This window comes from Pseudomonas sp. UFMG81 (genome assembly GCF_015354575.1).
Classification (GTDB): Bacteria; Pseudomonadota; Gammaproteobacteria; order Pseudomonadales; family Pseudomonadaceae; genus Aquipseudomonas.
This window is the reverse complement of the sequence record NZ_JACAFQ010000018.1, coordinates 32,773-49,070: the sequence shown is the minus strand read 5'-3', so window position 1 is coordinate 49,070 and position 16,298 is coordinate 32,773. Positions and strand designations below refer to the sequence as shown.

Below are 16,298 nucleotides of genomic sequence, written 5' to 3'. Positions count from 1 at the left end.
GCGCTTATGAGGCTTTGAGTTCATTCGCTATCGACCAGAACCTTGAGCGATTCCCACTCAACTGTTGGTTTCGAATTGCTCATGTAGAAATGCGTATCGCGAAGAGTTTTTTCGTCCACGTACTCCTGACCATGCAGTAACGCATACCGGTGAGCCTCAGCAAACAAATCGATAATCAGGCGTAACGAAGCAACTGCCGCGTCACCACCTTCAGGTGGAGCCAGGCTGTGCTGAAGCAGCGTGCTAAGAAAGGAATCGGTGGTGACCGCTGAGTATTGCTTCATGGGCATGCACGACTCATATGCGGCAATGAAGCCTGCGAGATCCGCATTGAACAACCAAGATTTCATAGTTTGTCTGCGGCTGGTGAAACGCGATCTGAGATGTTCATTGCCCATGACAGTTTCAGCAAACGCGTCTGTTCCCACAAGGATGAGATTCACCTTCCACCGTTTCCCAGCCAAACCACGCGCTGACAGCAAGTTTTTCTTCCAGATACGCGCGATGCTAGTTTCCTCGGTTTCGCCAAATTCATCGACAATCACTGCGCCAATATTAAAATCCTCGATGGCACGCCAGGCCTCTCTGGCAGTTCGAATATAGGGACGCTCACACCGATTACCGATCTCCTCGATAATCCGCTTCTGCACGTTAAGCTCATTGGTATTCTCAGACATGTCGACATAGATGATTCTTCGCCCCCATCGACTGTTCGGTTCCCAGCTCAGATCAGCCCATCGCTGCACCATCGTAGATTTGCCGGCGCCAATCGTGCCTGTGATCAGCATCCCCGGGTTGTAGGTGCGGCGAGGAAGCTTTACGAGTTCCATAACCAGCTCCATTGCCCTGCTCGCCGCCGGATAATCAATCCAGATCTCGCGCATGCATGCCAGCGCACGCTCCTCAGCAGGCAAATGCAACATCGCGAGCGTTTCGGGAGTAAGCTCGATCATGACCTCTCCTCCACCTTGAAGGGCAAAACATTGGCAAACTGATTGGTCTCTACCGGTTTGGCGACAGGTTCGGCTGCATCAGCCGGAATAAGCCCCATCCGCTGGGCTTGCTCCACTGAAGCTTTCGCCCGCAAGCACTTCTTGCCTTCTTTATTGCTTGTGACAATAAGCTTGCGGACGAACTTGTGGGCTTCCACGCCATGTGGCGTCATGCTGCCAGCAAGCATTCTGGAGCGTCGCATTGCCTGCTGCTCAATCTGGGTACGGGGTACCCTGCCGGCCTTGAGGGCTCTAACGGTGTGCCAGAGTCCGTTGTACAGTACATACAAATGGTGCAGATTCAATGGGCTGCGGCGCACCGAAACGCTCTTATGACGGTTTATCAGCGCCCGTGTTGGGCCGTGGTCATAAACGATCCCTTTATACCTAATGCCCTCTGGTCTCACCTGTACCCTACCACCCGGGAGCATGTTGATCATAAATGCCTCAGCTTGCTTGGCACTAAGGGTGGGCGGGCGCTCTATACCGAGGCTTTTCAAGCCATTTTTCCATCGCTGTATGGGGGTCAGTCGATCAATCTCGCGCGTGGTATTGTTCAGACGAATAACTTCACCGTACAACATCTGACTGAAACGTCTGAGATTGTACACTGCGCATGCTTCTGGATTGAAATCAGCATCCTTTCGTGGACTCGATCCTGTGCTTCCCTCCAGGCTTTGCACGAAAAAAGGTATTTAGCAGCTTCACTGCGTCCTCTACTGCACCTCCTTGCTGAACCCTTTCGCGATACTCGTAGACAATCCCAAATTTGTCACAGGTGGCCCGAAAATGGCGGTTGTCGAATTCAGATCCTTTATCGACTAAAACGCCACTTGGCCAACCGTATACAGGCCATGCTTCTTCGTTCATACCGAGGGCGGACAGCAAATCTCGTTTATTCATCAAAGCTTGATACATGGCAGCCGCGGTTGTCGCTCGAGACGGTGAACAGAAGGAAATGTCAACGGCCAAATATGCACTACTGAAATCATCACTCACTACGGTCAGGTAAGGACGGCCCAGTAGTTTCCCCGTTTCGTCATCAATGAGCATGATGTCCGCAGTCGTGCCATCGACCTGCACACGTGAGAGCGGCCCTTTAAGCTGGAAGTCACTGGGATAAGCGCCATACTTTTTTGAAACATAGTCACTACCCCATTTCCTCAGATCGCGCAGCCTTGGGTCAATATCATTGAAAACCCGTACGGCGGTAGATCTGGAAAATGGCTGCTTACCGGCAGCTCCGCAAAGATTCTCAAACACAGGGTAGATAGCCACTGCGGTTGCGCCTTCGTTCCAATACGTCTGATCAAACGCCTCCATGTAAAGAGCAACAACCTCTGGATCACGGTCATTCTCACCTACGGCCCTACCCGGCTGTTTGGGCACGAGCGATTGCCACCTCGGGTCATTCGCATAAGCACGTTTCACATCGCCAAAGGCAGTGGATTTCAACCCCATTTTTTCCATTGCTTCTTCTTTGGTTTTTATGACCTTGGCTTCAAAGTCCAACAGTATTTTCTCACGGCGCCGCGCTTCCTCCTGCTGCTCCCAACTAAAGGTTTCGGCGCACACAACGCTCTCTGGCAAAGGTTGAACATCAGCCTCTCGCTTTTTCGCACTTAGCGTTTCGTGGAATACACGGATGTCATCGGGAGTGAAGCCAATCAATTCTTCCTGGCGGACGCTTCTGAGCGTATGGTCGTCGCACTCCACAACGTATTCATCAACATTGTCCCCACGACCTATAACCCTGTAGCTGTGATCCGGGTCGTCACTCCATAGCACAAAGTCGTCAACTTCGAATCGATCTTCCAGAAATATGGCCAGCTCTTTTTTGTGCTGAGCACTCAATCCAGACGGCTGACTCTTTGAGCTTCGCTGGGGCATCTCACCATTTGAATTCGGTTTAGCTAATTCGCCCTCTGTGTTCGACTGGGCAACCTCATTTTTGGAGTTTTTCTGGCCCATCCCATTTTTTTCATTTTTCTGGTTCATCTCATCATCTCCTAGCTTTACGATTGTTGTTCAGCTTCTCTAACTGGCACAACCGCCGCCTCACAAGTGTCCAACCAGGCGCTGCGACATTAATCATCTCGCAGTAAATTCGAATTTTCGTATAGATGAAGTGCCGTTCAATGTAAGCTTCTTGATGGGTGTGCCACCAGGACACCAAGATTGCAAACTCACGAATGAATTCTTCTCGATGCGAAAAATCCTGATGGTGATATTGACTGTTCAACACGAACAGTTTGAGTTCATCTAACAGGCTGGTACTACTCGGATTCGTATAGCCGCTGCGTAAGGCAAATCGGCTGTTCTCATGACGTACTGTGTCCCCGAATCCCACCACGGCGGCGCTGGGCGACAGCACGGTCACATCCTTCCGATAAGCAGTCCTAGTTCCACCATCACTCCAACGCTGGATCCGAATGCGGGCCTCGGAACCGAGCCCCCCGCGGATAAGATAAAGGTCAGAATCTCGGATATACCTTGCCAGCCCTCCTACAACCCACAGGCCGGATAACGGCTCGACTGAGCCCCTTAAAGCGTCAGGGCTTTCAGCTGCGGCTGGCGAGTCTGCCAGTTGCGTTGAGCATGCACTGGCGGGGTGGTTTTGGGGTGAGCACATGGTGGCTACCTGATGTAGCGACTCGATCTACCTGTTGTACCACCGCTAGGACATAGCTGAGTTATCAGCGACGAACGGTTCAAAGTTTGTCAGATATCGCCGATTTTTTTGAATGATTTTGCCGGCGATTGTTGACATCGAAATTTAAAGGCTTTCGCGGTCAGACTGTTAGAGGGGGATCGGTGATCGGAGAAAATGTCCATCATGAGCTGCCTAAGCCACTGATTCGACGAATTCGGTTTGGACGACTAGTCTTGCAACGGGCCATGTCCATAGTGTTCATGAAGAGTCCTGGAATGAGGTGGCTGCCCATGAAACTGATTCAGTGCCGTTTCTCTTCTGGTCAACGACTACCGCTGCTCGTGCAAGCTGGTGACGCAGCGCCGTTGCCCATGCTTGTCCCTTTCATTTACGTCCAGCTCAAGCTCAGGCATCGTGCATACAGTACCGCCGCAGCGCACCTGCGCGCGATCCAGGCTTTTTACACCTATGCCAAAAGCCGTGACCTCAATATTGATGAAGCCATCTTGGCCTGCCACTTCGAGGCAATTCTTGCGTTACTGGACGGTTACGCCATCTGGCTCCAAAGTCGCCGCCAAGCCGATAACCTGGTGGCCCGAATTGGCAAAGCTGACACTGTATTTTTTCAGCAGATCGGTTCACGAACACGGGACCAGTACCTGCGCTTGTTGAAGAAATACCTGTCTTGGTGCGTGACCCGTTACCTCCCGCGCGCCCGTCAGAACTCAGCCACACATGCTGACATCGACGCGGTATTTGCCGATGTCGCCGACGTCATTGAGCGGCGATTTGAGAGCCATATCATCAATGCTCGTCCCGACCGCACTCGTTACCGCAGCCTGACAGATACGCAACTACAGATCGTTCGGACAGTGATTCGCCCTGGCGCTGCGGAGAATCCGTTCCCGGAGCGTTTGCAACTGCGTAATTGGCTAATGATTGAATTGCTCTTGGAGACCGGCATCCGTCGCGGAGAGCTTCTGAAGCTCTACACCACGGATATTAATAAGGGTTCTCAGCACGCCTACGTCAGCATCAATGATCGCGAAAATGACCCGGGCGACCCCCGTGCTGAAGAGCCTGCGCTAAAAACGCACGGTCGAACCGTAGGTATTTCTACACAGTTGTATGAGGTCTACGAGCACTATATCCAGAGCGAGCGGCGCCCTTGGCGTGACGGTAAACCGATTAAATTGCCGTACCGCTATCTGTTCATCTCGGATCGAGGCCGCCCGTTGTCGATTCGCGCATTGTCTAACGTCCTCGATCGGCTGTTTCTGGCCATTGAACTGGCACATCCGGGGTTGTTGACTACTCTTTCTGCGCATGACTTTCGCCACACCTTCGCCGACCGTTTCTTGGCTTATCTGGTCGAGCAGCGTGGGCACGACCTGGAGCGCGCCACGGACGAACTCCGACGAGTCTGCGGGTGGACTGAGACCTCGGCGATGCCACGTCGTTATGCAAGTCGTTATCTAGCCGAGTCTGCGAACCGCCATAACGCACAGCGTGCCTCGGCAGCTTGGGGCCGACTTGACAGTTAAGAAGGTTCGTCGTGACTAAATCAGCCGATCGCGAACAGGCATCACCCTCCTCCTTTCCTCCGGCCTACGTGTTCGAGGGCCCGGCTCTGGTTGCGATTCGAACTCGCACCACTGATCAGCCAAAGTACGTCGATACCCGTTTGCCGATATGGACCTGGTACGACGGTGGGCTCGCAATGACAATCGATTGGGCTGAGCTCCATCTCAATCCTGACATCATGCAAATTGCCAAAGCGTTCGTTGCATATGCACTCGAAAAATACGCACCGGTAACGGCATTCAAAGCATCCGGAGTGTTTGGACGGCTAGCTGAAAGCGAGATCTCACGCAAATTTCCTTGGACAAGGGAAGAAGTGGTTACGATAGTAAGTACATGGACAAAATCTCGCGAAAGCATCATCTTTTTTAGAACCTTCTATCGATGGGCGCTTGGTCGAGGAATATTGGGCTTCGACAAAGAAACATATCTGGCACTTAAAGAGATAAAGACGAACCGCGTTGATCCTTATGAGCGGATATTCTTATCCCAGTCCGGCCTAGCCCTTGATGAAGAGATTCGACTTCTTAAGCGCATTGAACGAGACCTTTCATCTGATTCTTGGAAGGAATTCCAGCTAAATATAATTCTTCACTTAGGATTCGAGCTCGCGCCGAGGTCGATCCAATTTCATTCACTAGACGTTACGGACTTTGAGTTCATTGAAAGCGCTGATCATGAGAAGTACTACACCCTATGGCTACCCATGGCTAAAAAGTTCGGCCAGCGCAGACCTGAGCGGCGCCCCCGCAAAATAACCACCCGCCTGGGTGAGAAAATCTCACGCCACGTTTTAGAAATTCAACGCCGTTTTGGTAGCGACTGTGGACCATTATTCGTCAATCCTTGTGGACGGCGTCTCTCGGTTATTGAAATCGGTTCAGGCCTCAAACATGAGCTGGGGGAAGCTGGGATAGATAGGCCGAATCAGGTAACCATGTTGTTGCGTCATCACCTCGGTCAAGGCTTGGCGGATCAGGGAACTCCGGCAGACATGATTGCCGAACTGCTCGGCCACAACAGCACGGTTGCAGCGCGTGCTTACGTAACGGCCACCCCCAACATTGCCCGGGTCAAAGAGAAAGCACTAGGAAAAAGCCCGGCCTATCAACGCATCATGCGCAGCTTATTAACTGGGGAAATCGTCCAACGCCGCGATACAGCTCCTGAAAGAGCCGTCCGCGGTGTCATTGATACGCAATACATAGGCGATATTGGTGCCTGCGCCCTGCCCGTTCATACCCACTGTCCCTACAACCCTATATACGCGTGCTACACCTGCAAGAAGTTCCACCCCTTTGCTGACGGCCGCCATGAGCAGGTAAAGGATGCGCTCCAGCGGGAGGCCCAACGGTTCATTGATATGGCAGAACTAGCCGGTGACCTCATACACAACCGGCCCCTCGCCCAGCATCAGACAACCATCCTAGCGGTAAGCGCTACGATCGAGCGCTGCCGGCAACAAAATGAGGATGCTGCAGATGACTCTGTCTAGAGCAAGTCAACGCCTCGGAGGTTTTGTTACACAGGAACAAGCGATTTTCCATTCGCTACCGATTTCAACACCGTGGGCGTCATCGCTATGGGGCGTCGGAGGCTGGTTACCACAAAGGGGAAAGCAAAATACGCTCACCTTCGAGACGCACCGGCAAGCACTCGAAAAAACAGGCTATCCTACTCCGGCGAAGGGCCCACTCCCTCTCGTGTTCCAAGATTTTAACAAGGCCCTGATTGTGTATTTACAACGCACCCGGAGCCTGAAGTTTTCAATGGTGGCTGCATACAATATTGCCGTCCGCCGGCTCTACAACCCCTTGTTCGAGCGCGGAGTATCCGACCCCACACAATTGACACGTGGCGACTTTAATCGCGTCGTAGGATTTCTCCGTGAGAGCGGCTACAAGAATCTCTATGATGCGATCTCTCACCTCCAAGTAATATCGGATACGATTGATAATCTGCAATTAACCGAGATCGCCATTCACTTTGAGCATGATGCGAAACCAGAAAAACGCCGGCACGATTACATTTCATTGCACGATCCTGATCGAGCGGTAAAACAGCGTAAATCTGATGATAAATTACCTTCTCGTGAGGCGATGGAGGCATATGCTATATGTTCGAACAATCCACTTAGTGACGGCGAAGAAATTTTGCTGCGAGTTATCGATTTATTGATAGCGACTGGGCAGCGAGGTAACGAAGTAACAGTAATACCCTATGATTGTTGGGTCGAAAGGCCGATCAAAGGGGCGACAGGAGAAGTAGTTGTCGATGCCCATGGCAAGCCTCTGGTCGAATGCGGGATTAGATACTTTGCAGAAAAGCAATTTCAATCACGGGTTCACTGGCTGGCTGAAAGCGATATTCCTCTAGCCAGGCGCGCAGTAGAGCGATTAAAAACGCTAACCAATGAACAACGAGAAATTGCCGCCTGGCAAGAGCTCAATCCAGGACGTATTTGGAGTTACCCCCCTCAGTCAGTGATCTCCGATGCAAAAGTCTTGGATTGGCTAGGTTTTAGCGAAGCAAGAAGTGCAAGCAGAAATCTATACCTTTTCCTCACACGCAACGGTGTCCATCCGTTTGACGATGAACCAGATGAAAAGCGAGGAAGGTCGTTAAAACGACGCTACGTTGCCGGGGAAATTGAACGCCTGATCGTCCCGAAGCTCCGTGGACACGAGGTATTGACAGAAAATGTCGGGGGACAGGTTCGTATCGTACTTAGAACCAGCGAAACGCTTGCCATCGCTTTCGACGGCCAATTTCGTTTCGGTGGACGTGAGGCGAATGTGTTCCGTGCGGTCCCGCGTCGGGTCACCATCGCGGATATCAATCACGCATTAGGTGATAATGAAAAATATACGTCCATTTTTTCGCGTCGCTCATTAACCGAATCCGATGGAACTCCGATTAGGCTAACAAGTCACCAACCTAGACACTGGCGGAACACAATTTACCACTTGACCGGTATGAGCGATGTTCAGCAAGCGTTGGCCTTGGGGCGCAAACGCCTCGACCAGAATGTTTATTACCAACACACGAGCATTGAAGAAAACACCGCTGCCCATCATGAGTTCCTGGCGTTCAGTAGCTATCACGAGCGCCTCGACTTTCTACATACAGGCATAAGAGATAAGCGCATTCATGGCGCTTTGACCGACAGTTACCATGCTTTGCTTTCAGATAAAGGTACAACAACTGCAGAAGCATTCCTCGCCGTACACGCCACAGCGCTGCATGTCACCCCTTTCGGAGGTTGTATCCACGATTTCTCCCAGGCACCCTGCCCTAAGCATCTTCAGTGCTGGAATGGCTGCTCGCATCTACATCTGATGGGCACTCCATCGGAGCGGGTCAACCTTGAAAAACAAGCCAAGAATCTGACGAAGGCAATATCGATCATGCGCGACGCAGGCACCGGAGAAGCAGGCAGCGATGTATGGCTAGCAGACCAGGAAGACAAGCTCAACAATTTAATATCTGTCCTTGCACGCGATACCAATGGAGGTGTGCAACGCGTGTTTCCAAATGGGCGTCCAATCACGGTTGCGGACTCGGACAAACGGCACAGTTCGGTATCAGATGACTAGAGGCAACTATGGCACGACGACAGACATTGAGGGGCGGCACTCTTGACGAAGCAATAGACGCTCTCCTCGCCCAGATGATTAGCTCAGGAGTGGAGCTCGCTCCCATTTCCCGACCGGAGGTACAGCGCCGGCTGGGCCTGACAAGCCGAGCTACGCTAGGAGGTGACCGTGGAGACAGAATTGAGGCCGCCCGTATTGTTCAAATGAGGGAAAGCGGGAGGGATCCAGATGGTGCCCGCCGGCGCAGAAGTCTCGAAGAGCGTATTGCAAGTCTTCGAGCGGAGAATGCTGCGTTGGAAAGACAGCGAGACAAGCTTTTCGAGGCTCTGTCAGTAATAGCACACAACTGCCTTATGAACGGTTTGGACGTAGAGTCAGTAATGGCACCGTTGAGAAACACCCAATAAATCAGATTAGTAGTCTTCGTATCGACTACAGATTACGGCATGGTAACCCGCCCACAGTGCTAGACAGGACTGCGTCAGATCTGACGACTACACATTACGGTACACGTATCCTGACTACTTCGTTCCAGACGCAAAACGTTGACATGTGCGCCTACCGCTCGTAGAGTCTGTCTGGTAGCCCTTGAGGCACTTGAGCTTTATCTCCCCTTGAGGGATCTGCAAAGCCCGGTAACGACCGGGCTTTTGCCTTTCTGCTGTGTTGCACTGAACTCTCGTAAGACGTTCCCTCGTATTCACCCTTTTATCGCTGTTGTGTTTTCAGCCAGACGCGGATTGCTCAGGGCGATCGTACTCGGCCCCGGTTTAATGCAACAAGCTATCTACGAAATCCAGCGCGATCCACAGGCCTGCTGCTGACTTACCAGATATCGCGTTGGCGTCTGGTGCAGTGGTCATATACGTCAATCGCAAAGATGTATCAATGAACAACCCGAACGAGATCATGCTGATAGGCCACGCGGAGACAGTACTGCCCAATCTGATTGATCTCGCGCTGATGAACTGAGTCTTCTTGCCGTCTGTTTTCAATGCTTGACAGCCCCACCCTAGCCTTCCACCTACCGCACGTGTCTGCTCGCAAATGAGGTTGGCCTTGATTACTTTTCCAGGCCAGCATATTCGGTAATTGCGAGCCCGTTGGCCGCTCTTAGTGCGGCCAACGGGCCTTCGCCCTTGCTTTATACGCGCGGTTTAGTCCCTGTTTGGCTACTCGAACAACTCCTTGATCCTTTGGTGGGCACCGGACATATCTGACCGGAGCAAATACTCATTCAGGGCCAGATGGCCATCCACGCCTTTCGCTGACGCCACACCATGCACGAAATCTGGCGTGTGAATAAGCCCAGGGAAGCAGCCTACTGCAAGGCTTCGACCATTGCGCTGCACCATCATCGGTACTGATCCCACCGCATCGAACCTACACTGGTAACCGTCGAGTACGAGGCTGGCGCGCAATTGCGACAGTGTCTGCCACTGCTCCTCTAAGGACGCACAGCCAGGCTCTACGCCATCCACGGCGTACTTCAATAGCGTGGCTCCGAGATGCCTGTTGAGACGGCTCTGCAGGTGTTGATTATGGAAGTGATTCAAGCACTCGGTGCAGGACGTTTCACAGTCGCAGTTCTCTAACAATTGGCGGGTTGCCTCCAGGATCTCTACGATGTGGCGGGCTGCGATCTCTGCGTAGCCAGCTCCTCCTGAAAGAGTGTCATACAGGAAGACTTCCAGTACACGCGCCTCCCCCTGCACTCCGGGATCGATCCTGAAGCCCGACCCGAACTCTGAGGGGTCGAGGTCCAATTGTTGATGCCGGCTTGCCGCTAGCCTTAGCGCCTCGGCTATAGAGTGAAGAGCATCCTCAAGGATTTGCAGGACCACAACCTCGGCCGTATTCGTAACCAGCGGCGCTTCAATTTTCAATCTGAGCAGTAGCAAGTCTGTCTTGAAATCATGACCTAGGAGGACTTGCTCAAAGCGACCGGAGCACTGTGCAGGTGTGCCTTTGGGAGCTAGCAACTTGTAAGGCCGGTCATGTGCGCCGAGATGAGCGTTGCGGTCAGACACAGAGGCGTGGCCGCATTCAACGCATACTAGGAAGCCACTAGATTCGGCCCCCTCTATGCCCCGGTTGACTGTCACCAGCGTCTGGTCAACTGCATGGGTGAAACTCGCCTTCGGCCCACAGGGTTGAAAGAATAACTCATCAGGATTAACAGGCTGCGGAAATTGCGCCATCGTTGCGAAGGTAATTTCCTGCTCTCGATCGTTTTCAGGCAAGTCTTCAGCTTTTTCCGGGCCGAACACCTCCGGCAAGATCATCATCTCTGTGGCAAGCACGCCGCCGCATACCGGACATGGATCTTTGGGGTCGGATGGCATATTGGGGTTACGGACGAAAGTGCAGGTTTTGCAATGAACATGGCGCTTGGCATTTTTGAACAGAGGTGCCGCGCGATTGACCACATTCCCTGGCAGGTCGGCGAAGACCCCACCGGATCGATAAGTATGTCGATCGATCACGATGAGCCGTCCTGGGGCATATTCACTCAAGGCTTTGCTGATCGACTGCTGCGGACGTTGGACAGTCTGAATTTCCAACCTGCCATTTACCTTGGCCATGCTCTCCACCAAGAAGCTGCACAAATTCGTTGGAAACGCATAGGTAGGCAGTAAGCCGTGGTGGAAAAGAAACTCCAGCAATTCCTTTTGCTCAATTTCAGCATCGGATGCATTGCTGTCATCGTCATTGACCTCATCTACCTCTTGCACTTCGCTCTCGTCGGCTTGACTTAACGCCTGTTGCGGTAGCTGCGCCGCTAGCTCATGCAACCTCTGCATCAAACCATGAACGGTCTCTTCGAGCCACTCCATCAAGGTGAGCCCTTGCGTATCGAGACTCGGCGGGAGCCATGCCAGCACGGACCGTTTTAAAGGGCCATTATCCTGAAGCACGTTACTCGTGATCCATGCCTTGAACTGCTCGAGATTAAGCCCAGAATCGTTACCGCCAAAAAAGAAATCATGGGTCGCACCCAATGCCTTTTGCAGCAATGCCGTCTTGGATGATGGCAGTACCGGATTCTTGGCCATGACTTCATGGAAGAACGTCTGGAACAAATAGGCGTGGACGTGACGACGAGCAATCTTGGCGTTATCCACCTTGATCTCGGGCGTGCGAGGTGGTCCGGCCACTATGTACCGGGGGTTCAGGAAATAGTGACTGTCGTGCGGGCCGTTTTGTGAATAGGTCACTACCGTGGAAACGGATGCACCTCGGCGCCCCGCCCGCCCAGCGCGTTGCTGATAGTTTTCTCGTTGAGGAGGCACGTTGCGCAGAGCAACCGCTACCAATGAACCGATGTCGACGCCTACTTCCATGGTCGTCGTGCAACTGAGCACATCGATCGGGCGGTCGCTAGCATCGATCAGCACATCCTGGAAACGCAGTTCATAAAGCTCCGTGGTCGCATGCACTTTGTTTCGATCACGATTCGACAACTGTGCCGTGTGCTCTTCCACGTTGAGATTGGAGAGCCTCGCACCTGGCTGCAATGCCTCCCATACCGGTTCGCGCCAGAGTCCCTTGCGGGCGGTTAGATATTCACTCATGGCAGGATCCACAAGCGTGGCACGATCACTCCCGCACGCCAGGCAAATTTTGCCTGATAATGCGAGCGGTGTGACGGCCGTGCACTGGCCGCATTGCGCCCAGACGTGATCGAGGTTCACCACTAAGTTAAGTGAGTTAGGCGACAGGAACCAGCCGCCGTTTTCCTCGTCGGCCAAGTGATTACGCAGCGTCGCTTCGATGACCTCTAGTGTTGCCAAGTGACCGGGCAGATGGGTGGCGAGCGCCTCTCTCAGCGCTTTGTCAAACTTACCGTTGCTGCTCCACGATGGTTTTCCATATCCCGCCGCTTTGATACGCAGGATACGATCAATCGATTTGTCAAACGCAAAGTCCTGCAGCAGCATTTCTATCCAGCCGATGGCCAGTGCTCGCAGGTCCTGGTCCGCGATTGTTACACCCGCCGCAACGAGATCCTGTTTGATTTTCCTCAGCTTGGTGGTGACTGGCTCGACGTAGCCAATGGTGGTCCCAGTCAATGAGTAGTAGCTACTGCACAGCAGCTTGAGCAAAGCGATGCGATAGCGTGCTGGCAACTCTGGAGGCAGACCGTTTTGTTGTAGTGCCTCCTCCAAATCAGAGTCGCAATCGCGTTTGTACAGTGCAATCGCGTCGGCGACCTTGCGCGCGTCAACGCCATCAAACAGCGGCAGGTCAAACTCGGTGAGAACTGCTAGAAAACCTGTGTAAAGCACATGCGTAGGCCGCGGTTCCCGCGAAATATCTCGCAGTTTTTGGCAGGCCAAGGCAATCGCTTGCCGGAAGACGTCCAATTCGATGTCGCGAGGAATGTCTCGTGCCAGACGAGCCGCTTTCTGCCGGCCGTCCGAAAAGATAAGGACCTTGCGCCCACCGTTCGGGTGGCGGGCATCCACGACCCTGCTCTCTGGCTGCCTGGCCATCTGGGTTCGAACCAGAGTAGTAAACGGTGCCTCCCCCTTGGTCACGTGGTCCATGATCTTTGAGGGTTCATCTTTACCATTGCGGATCCTTCGCGTGCAGACGGGGCAATTATCGAAGGTAATTGGTTCCCCCATTGGCGTTTTGTCCGGCACTCGCACCCTGCGAAACCCCTCGACCCCTTCCTGGCTGGTCGAGCTCATGATGCCCGTCGAAATATGCAGCCATTTGTCGCGGTGACGGCTTCGCGGGTGCGTCGTTTCCTCAACAAAAATATCCACTGGCATCAACGCCGCCGTACCCGCTTCGGAGAACGGGCCATTGGGTTGGTGCCAGACGAAATCCATGGCTGCGTTCACGTAGCCGCGCACGAAGGCAGCACCGCAATCACGATGGGTCAGAAATTCAAACACTCGACCTTTGGACTCGCAGTTGCATTGCGTCGAGGGCTTGGTGCGCAGGCTTCCCAGGACAGTTGAGCCCTCGTGTTTACCGTGACGACTGGAGCAATCAGGATCAATGCATGCATAGAGTCCCGGCAAGCCGCGGTGAAACAGGTGGAGCCGCGTCGGTAATAAAACCCGGCCATCCGCACGTCGTTGGGCGTAGCTTCCCAGCGCCAGCAACGCATCGGTGGCCTTTTCTGGGCTGTTGTCCTGCGTTCTACCGAAGAGTTTTTCGCCGAGGTCATCAAGCTTTTCGGCTTTGCCTGAGACCAGCTCGATCAGCCTCTCCAAGGGGCCAAACCCAGTGAGGTTCTCGAACAGCCAGTTCCGCAGCCCGGCGTGATCCGAGCCTTGGAACGAGTCCCAGCCGAGTGCTCGAGCCAGGTCATTCAGCGCACGCATCACTGATGACAAGTCGTTTGCCGCGCGCTGAAACGCAGGCAGATTCAAAGAGGCCAGCGCTTGCATTTGCGCATCGGTGATGCTGCGGTCACCGGGCCGGAGTTCATGGGTACCTTGAATGACGCGAAGTCGACGCGGCGAGCTTTCTAGTAAACCGGTCAAGTCGCGGGCAAACCGCTCACCGTTGTACGCTGCAGCCTCCTCGCTGCCCAGACTCGCACTGGTCAGGATGCAGCGCATACGCTCGCGTGGGATGTCCAAGCGGGCGCAGAGTCGACGAATCAGCAGCGCGACCTCTGCCCCACCCGCTCCGCGGTACATGTGTGCTTCATCGAGTACCAGAATGAACTCGTTGCGAACATCACTTTTCAACCAGTCCTTGGTCTGTTCGAAGATGTCCCGCTCGATGGGGCGCATTAGCATGTATTCGAGCATTGAATAGTTGGTGATTAGCAGTTCGGGGCAGCGCACCTGCATTTCGTCACGCGTCATCAACTCACGGTCACCAGGCTGCGTGAGGAGTCGCCCTTTCCAGTTTTTGGAAATGAACTGTTTGCCTTGCCGCTTACCCGACGAATAGGTCTTGGTCTGCACCGAGTCATCGGCATAAAAGCCCACGAGATCTTTGCTCGGCCAGCGGCCGATCCTAGCCAACTCGCCCTGGACTGCCGGGACGTTGGCGACCCTTTTGTAGAATTGCTCGAACAGCGGCTTGATGAAGCGTTCATCGCGGCTACTTTCCCGCTTGCCCGGGTAAGGCGTGCGCCCGGTATAACTGCCAAAGCGAATTGGCAATGTCCGGCCCTGCTGCAAGACACCCGCTGCGTCGGCGTTGCCAAAAATGCGACGAATTCGCGCCAATTGGTCATTGACTAAGGCGTTCATGGGATACAAGAGCATGGCCCTGCACCCGGGCATTGATGCGGACTTTGGCCGCTCTGCTCCCTCGATTGCCAGGGAGCCAATCACTGGCATGAGAAAACTTTCGGTTTTTCCTGAGCCCGTACCAGTCGCGATGACTAAGTCCGCCGACTCATCACCCAAGAATGCGCTCAAGGCCTGCGCCTGATGTTCATAGGGGCGGGGATAGAGTCCCAAGCCCATCCCGGACAAGTCGTTCAACACTGAAGCAGCCGCCGGCGGGATGGCCAAGTGCTGATAAGCTTCACCTGTTTTATAGACTTGCGTGGCCTCCACGTAGGGGGTCTGGGCGATGGTAGCATTGGCTTGCAAAAGCGCGTGGCGCTCCCTGACCAGTCCTTCATCCCGGATGTGATATTGCGCCTCGATATACTGCCGCAAGCTTTCGGTGAGACTTCTCGCGGTCTCGTGCACCCCGACAGCCTCTGCCATGGACGTGTTGTTCATCAGATCCTTCCTTGTGCGCCGCCGCGCTCGACCAAAACAATGCCTAATCCCTCAAGCGCACAGCGCACAATGGGGAATGTTTCGACTGGTATTACATGGATTTTCAACCCGGCATGATCACTCTCGGTTCTAGGTAACTCCCAGCCGAGCAGCAGTGCCTTCTCCTGCTCAGGCGGAAGCCGGCGATACGATCGCAAGGTCACAAACCGTGGGGAGCTTTCTATTTGCATCTTACAAGGCCGGCCCGCTTCGAGATCCAGATAGAAGCGCAGGCGACGTGCGTCAGATGCCTCGATGGATGCCAACTGTTCAAGCCGACCGCAGTGAAATTTGCCTATGAAATAACTCACTATGTTCTCGGTTCGACACTTGGCCAGGAAATGTCCGGAGTTACTGGGCTGACTTACCAGCTCAGACCAACGTCCTTGCACATACACGGATACAGGCGCGACATCCGTTGGGCAAGAGGTAAAACGTCTGGACGCTTGCATGAGAAAGTTAGAAGACCAGGTTGCCAATCCCTCAAGAGGCGCACCGATCCAGTCACTCGGGTCGCCCATATCTAGCCATCCCGCACAGAGTGACGTCGGTATCACCCGCACTCGCCCGAGTGCCCTAGCCTTAACGCTTCGCGGGAAACGCGGTGAGGGTCCGCCCCCCAGTACGACCGCGTAGCCGTCCTGAGACCTGATCGCTCGTGGAGGAGGAGGCAACCATCCTTTTTCAACCCGAACCAAATCGCCGATCTGCTCTAGGCTGTCGAGAA

9 protein-coding genes are annotated in these 16,298 nt (G+C 53.7%); 3 read left to right on the top strand and 6 right to left on the bottom strand.

Annotated elements, in window-relative coordinates; all coding sequences use genetic code 11:
- Positions 1-20 precede the first annotated feature (20 nt).
- Genes IX761_RS15635 through IX761_RS15620 form a run of 4 tightly spaced genes read right to left on the bottom strand, consistent with a single transcriptional unit; the run spans position 21 to position 3,366 of the window.
- Positions 21-953: a TniB family NTP-binding protein gene (locus IX761_RS15635; protein ID WP_194790471.1), complete on the bottom strand. Its 933-nt coding sequence runs from the start codon at positions 951-953 to the stop codon at positions 21-23.
- On the bottom strand, positions 950-1,603 hold the full coding sequence (locus IX761_RS15630) for a Mu transposase C-terminal domain-containing protein (protein ID WP_194790470.1): 654 nt from the start codon (positions 1,601-1,603) through the stop codon (positions 950-952). The genes IX761_RS15635 and IX761_RS15630 overlap by 4 nt, the downstream gene beginning before the upstream one ends.
- 22 nt (positions 1,604-1,625) lie before the next feature.
- Positions 1,626-2,990 (bottom strand): DDE-type integrase/transposase/recombinase, encoded by a 1,365-nt coding sequence (locus IX761_RS15625; protein WP_194790469.1) that lies wholly within the window; start codon positions 2,988-2,990, stop codon positions 1,626-1,628.
- 4 nt (positions 2,991-2,994) lie between these two features.
- Positions 2,995-3,366: a hypothetical protein gene (locus IX761_RS15620; RefSeq protein WP_194790468.1), complete on the bottom strand. Its 372-nt coding sequence runs from the start codon at positions 3,364-3,366 to the stop codon at positions 2,995-2,997.
- A gap of 569 nt (positions 3,367-3,935) precedes the next feature.
- Between IX761_RS15620 and IX761_RS15615 the strand changes: the two genes are divergently transcribed.
- From IX761_RS15615 to IX761_RS15605, 3 genes are read left to right on the top strand one after another with little or no spacing between them, the layout of a single operon-like run.
- Positions 3,936-5,189, top strand: a complete 1,254-nt coding sequence (locus tag IX761_RS15615; RefSeq protein ID WP_194790467.1) for a tyrosine-type recombinase/integrase — start codon at positions 3,936-3,938, stop codon at positions 5,187-5,189.
- An 11-nt stretch (positions 5,190-5,200) separates the two neighbouring features.
- Entirely contained in the window at positions 5,201-6,721 is a 1,521-nt protein-coding gene (locus IX761_RS15610; protein WP_194790466.1) for a site-specific recombinase, read from the top strand.
- Complete coding sequence (locus tag IX761_RS15605; RefSeq protein WP_194790465.1) at positions 6,708-8,822, top strand: hypothetical protein; 2,115 nt, start codon at positions 6,708-6,710, stop codon at positions 8,820-8,822. Before IX761_RS15610 ends, IX761_RS15605 begins: the two co-directional genes overlap by 14 nt.
- Before the next feature lie 1,172 nt (positions 8,823-9,994).
- On the opposite strand, the gene IX761_RS15600 is transcribed toward IX761_RS15605, so the two are convergent.
- The gene (locus tag IX761_RS15600; RefSeq protein ID WP_194790464.1) at positions 9,995-15,532 is read right to left on the bottom strand and encodes a DEAD/DEAH box helicase; all 5,538 of its coding nucleotides are present in this window, start codon (positions 15,530-15,532) and stop codon (positions 9,995-9,997) included.
- Positions 15,532-15,882: a hypothetical protein gene (locus IX761_RS15595; protein ID WP_194790463.1), complete on the bottom strand. Its 351-nt coding sequence runs from the start codon at positions 15,880-15,882 to the stop codon at positions 15,532-15,534. The genes IX761_RS15600 and IX761_RS15595 overlap by 1 nt, the downstream gene beginning before the upstream one ends.
- Positions 15,883-16,298: the final 416 nt, after the last annotated feature.

Bases quoted from the DNA above. Each gene is read 5' to 3' on its own strand.
- IX761_RS15600 (WP_194790464.1), bottom strand. From the start codon at position 15,532: ATGAACAACACGTCCATGGCAGAGGCTGTCGGGGTGCACGAGACCGCG.
- IX761_RS15635 (WP_194790471.1), bottom strand. From the start codon at position 953: ATGATCGAGCTTACTCCCGAAACGCTCGCGATGTTGCATTTGCCTGCT.
- IX761_RS15615 (WP_194790467.1), top strand. From the start codon at position 3,936: ATGAAACTGATTCAGTGCCGTTTCTCTTCTGGTCAACGACTACCGCTG.
- IX761_RS15605 (WP_194790465.1), top strand. From the start codon at position 6,708: ATGACTCTGTCTAGAGCAAGTCAACGCCTCGGAGGTTTTGTTACACAG.
- IX761_RS15625 (WP_194790469.1), bottom strand. From the start codon at position 2,990: ATGAACCAGAAAAATGAAAAAAATGGGATGGGCCAGAAAAACTCCAAA.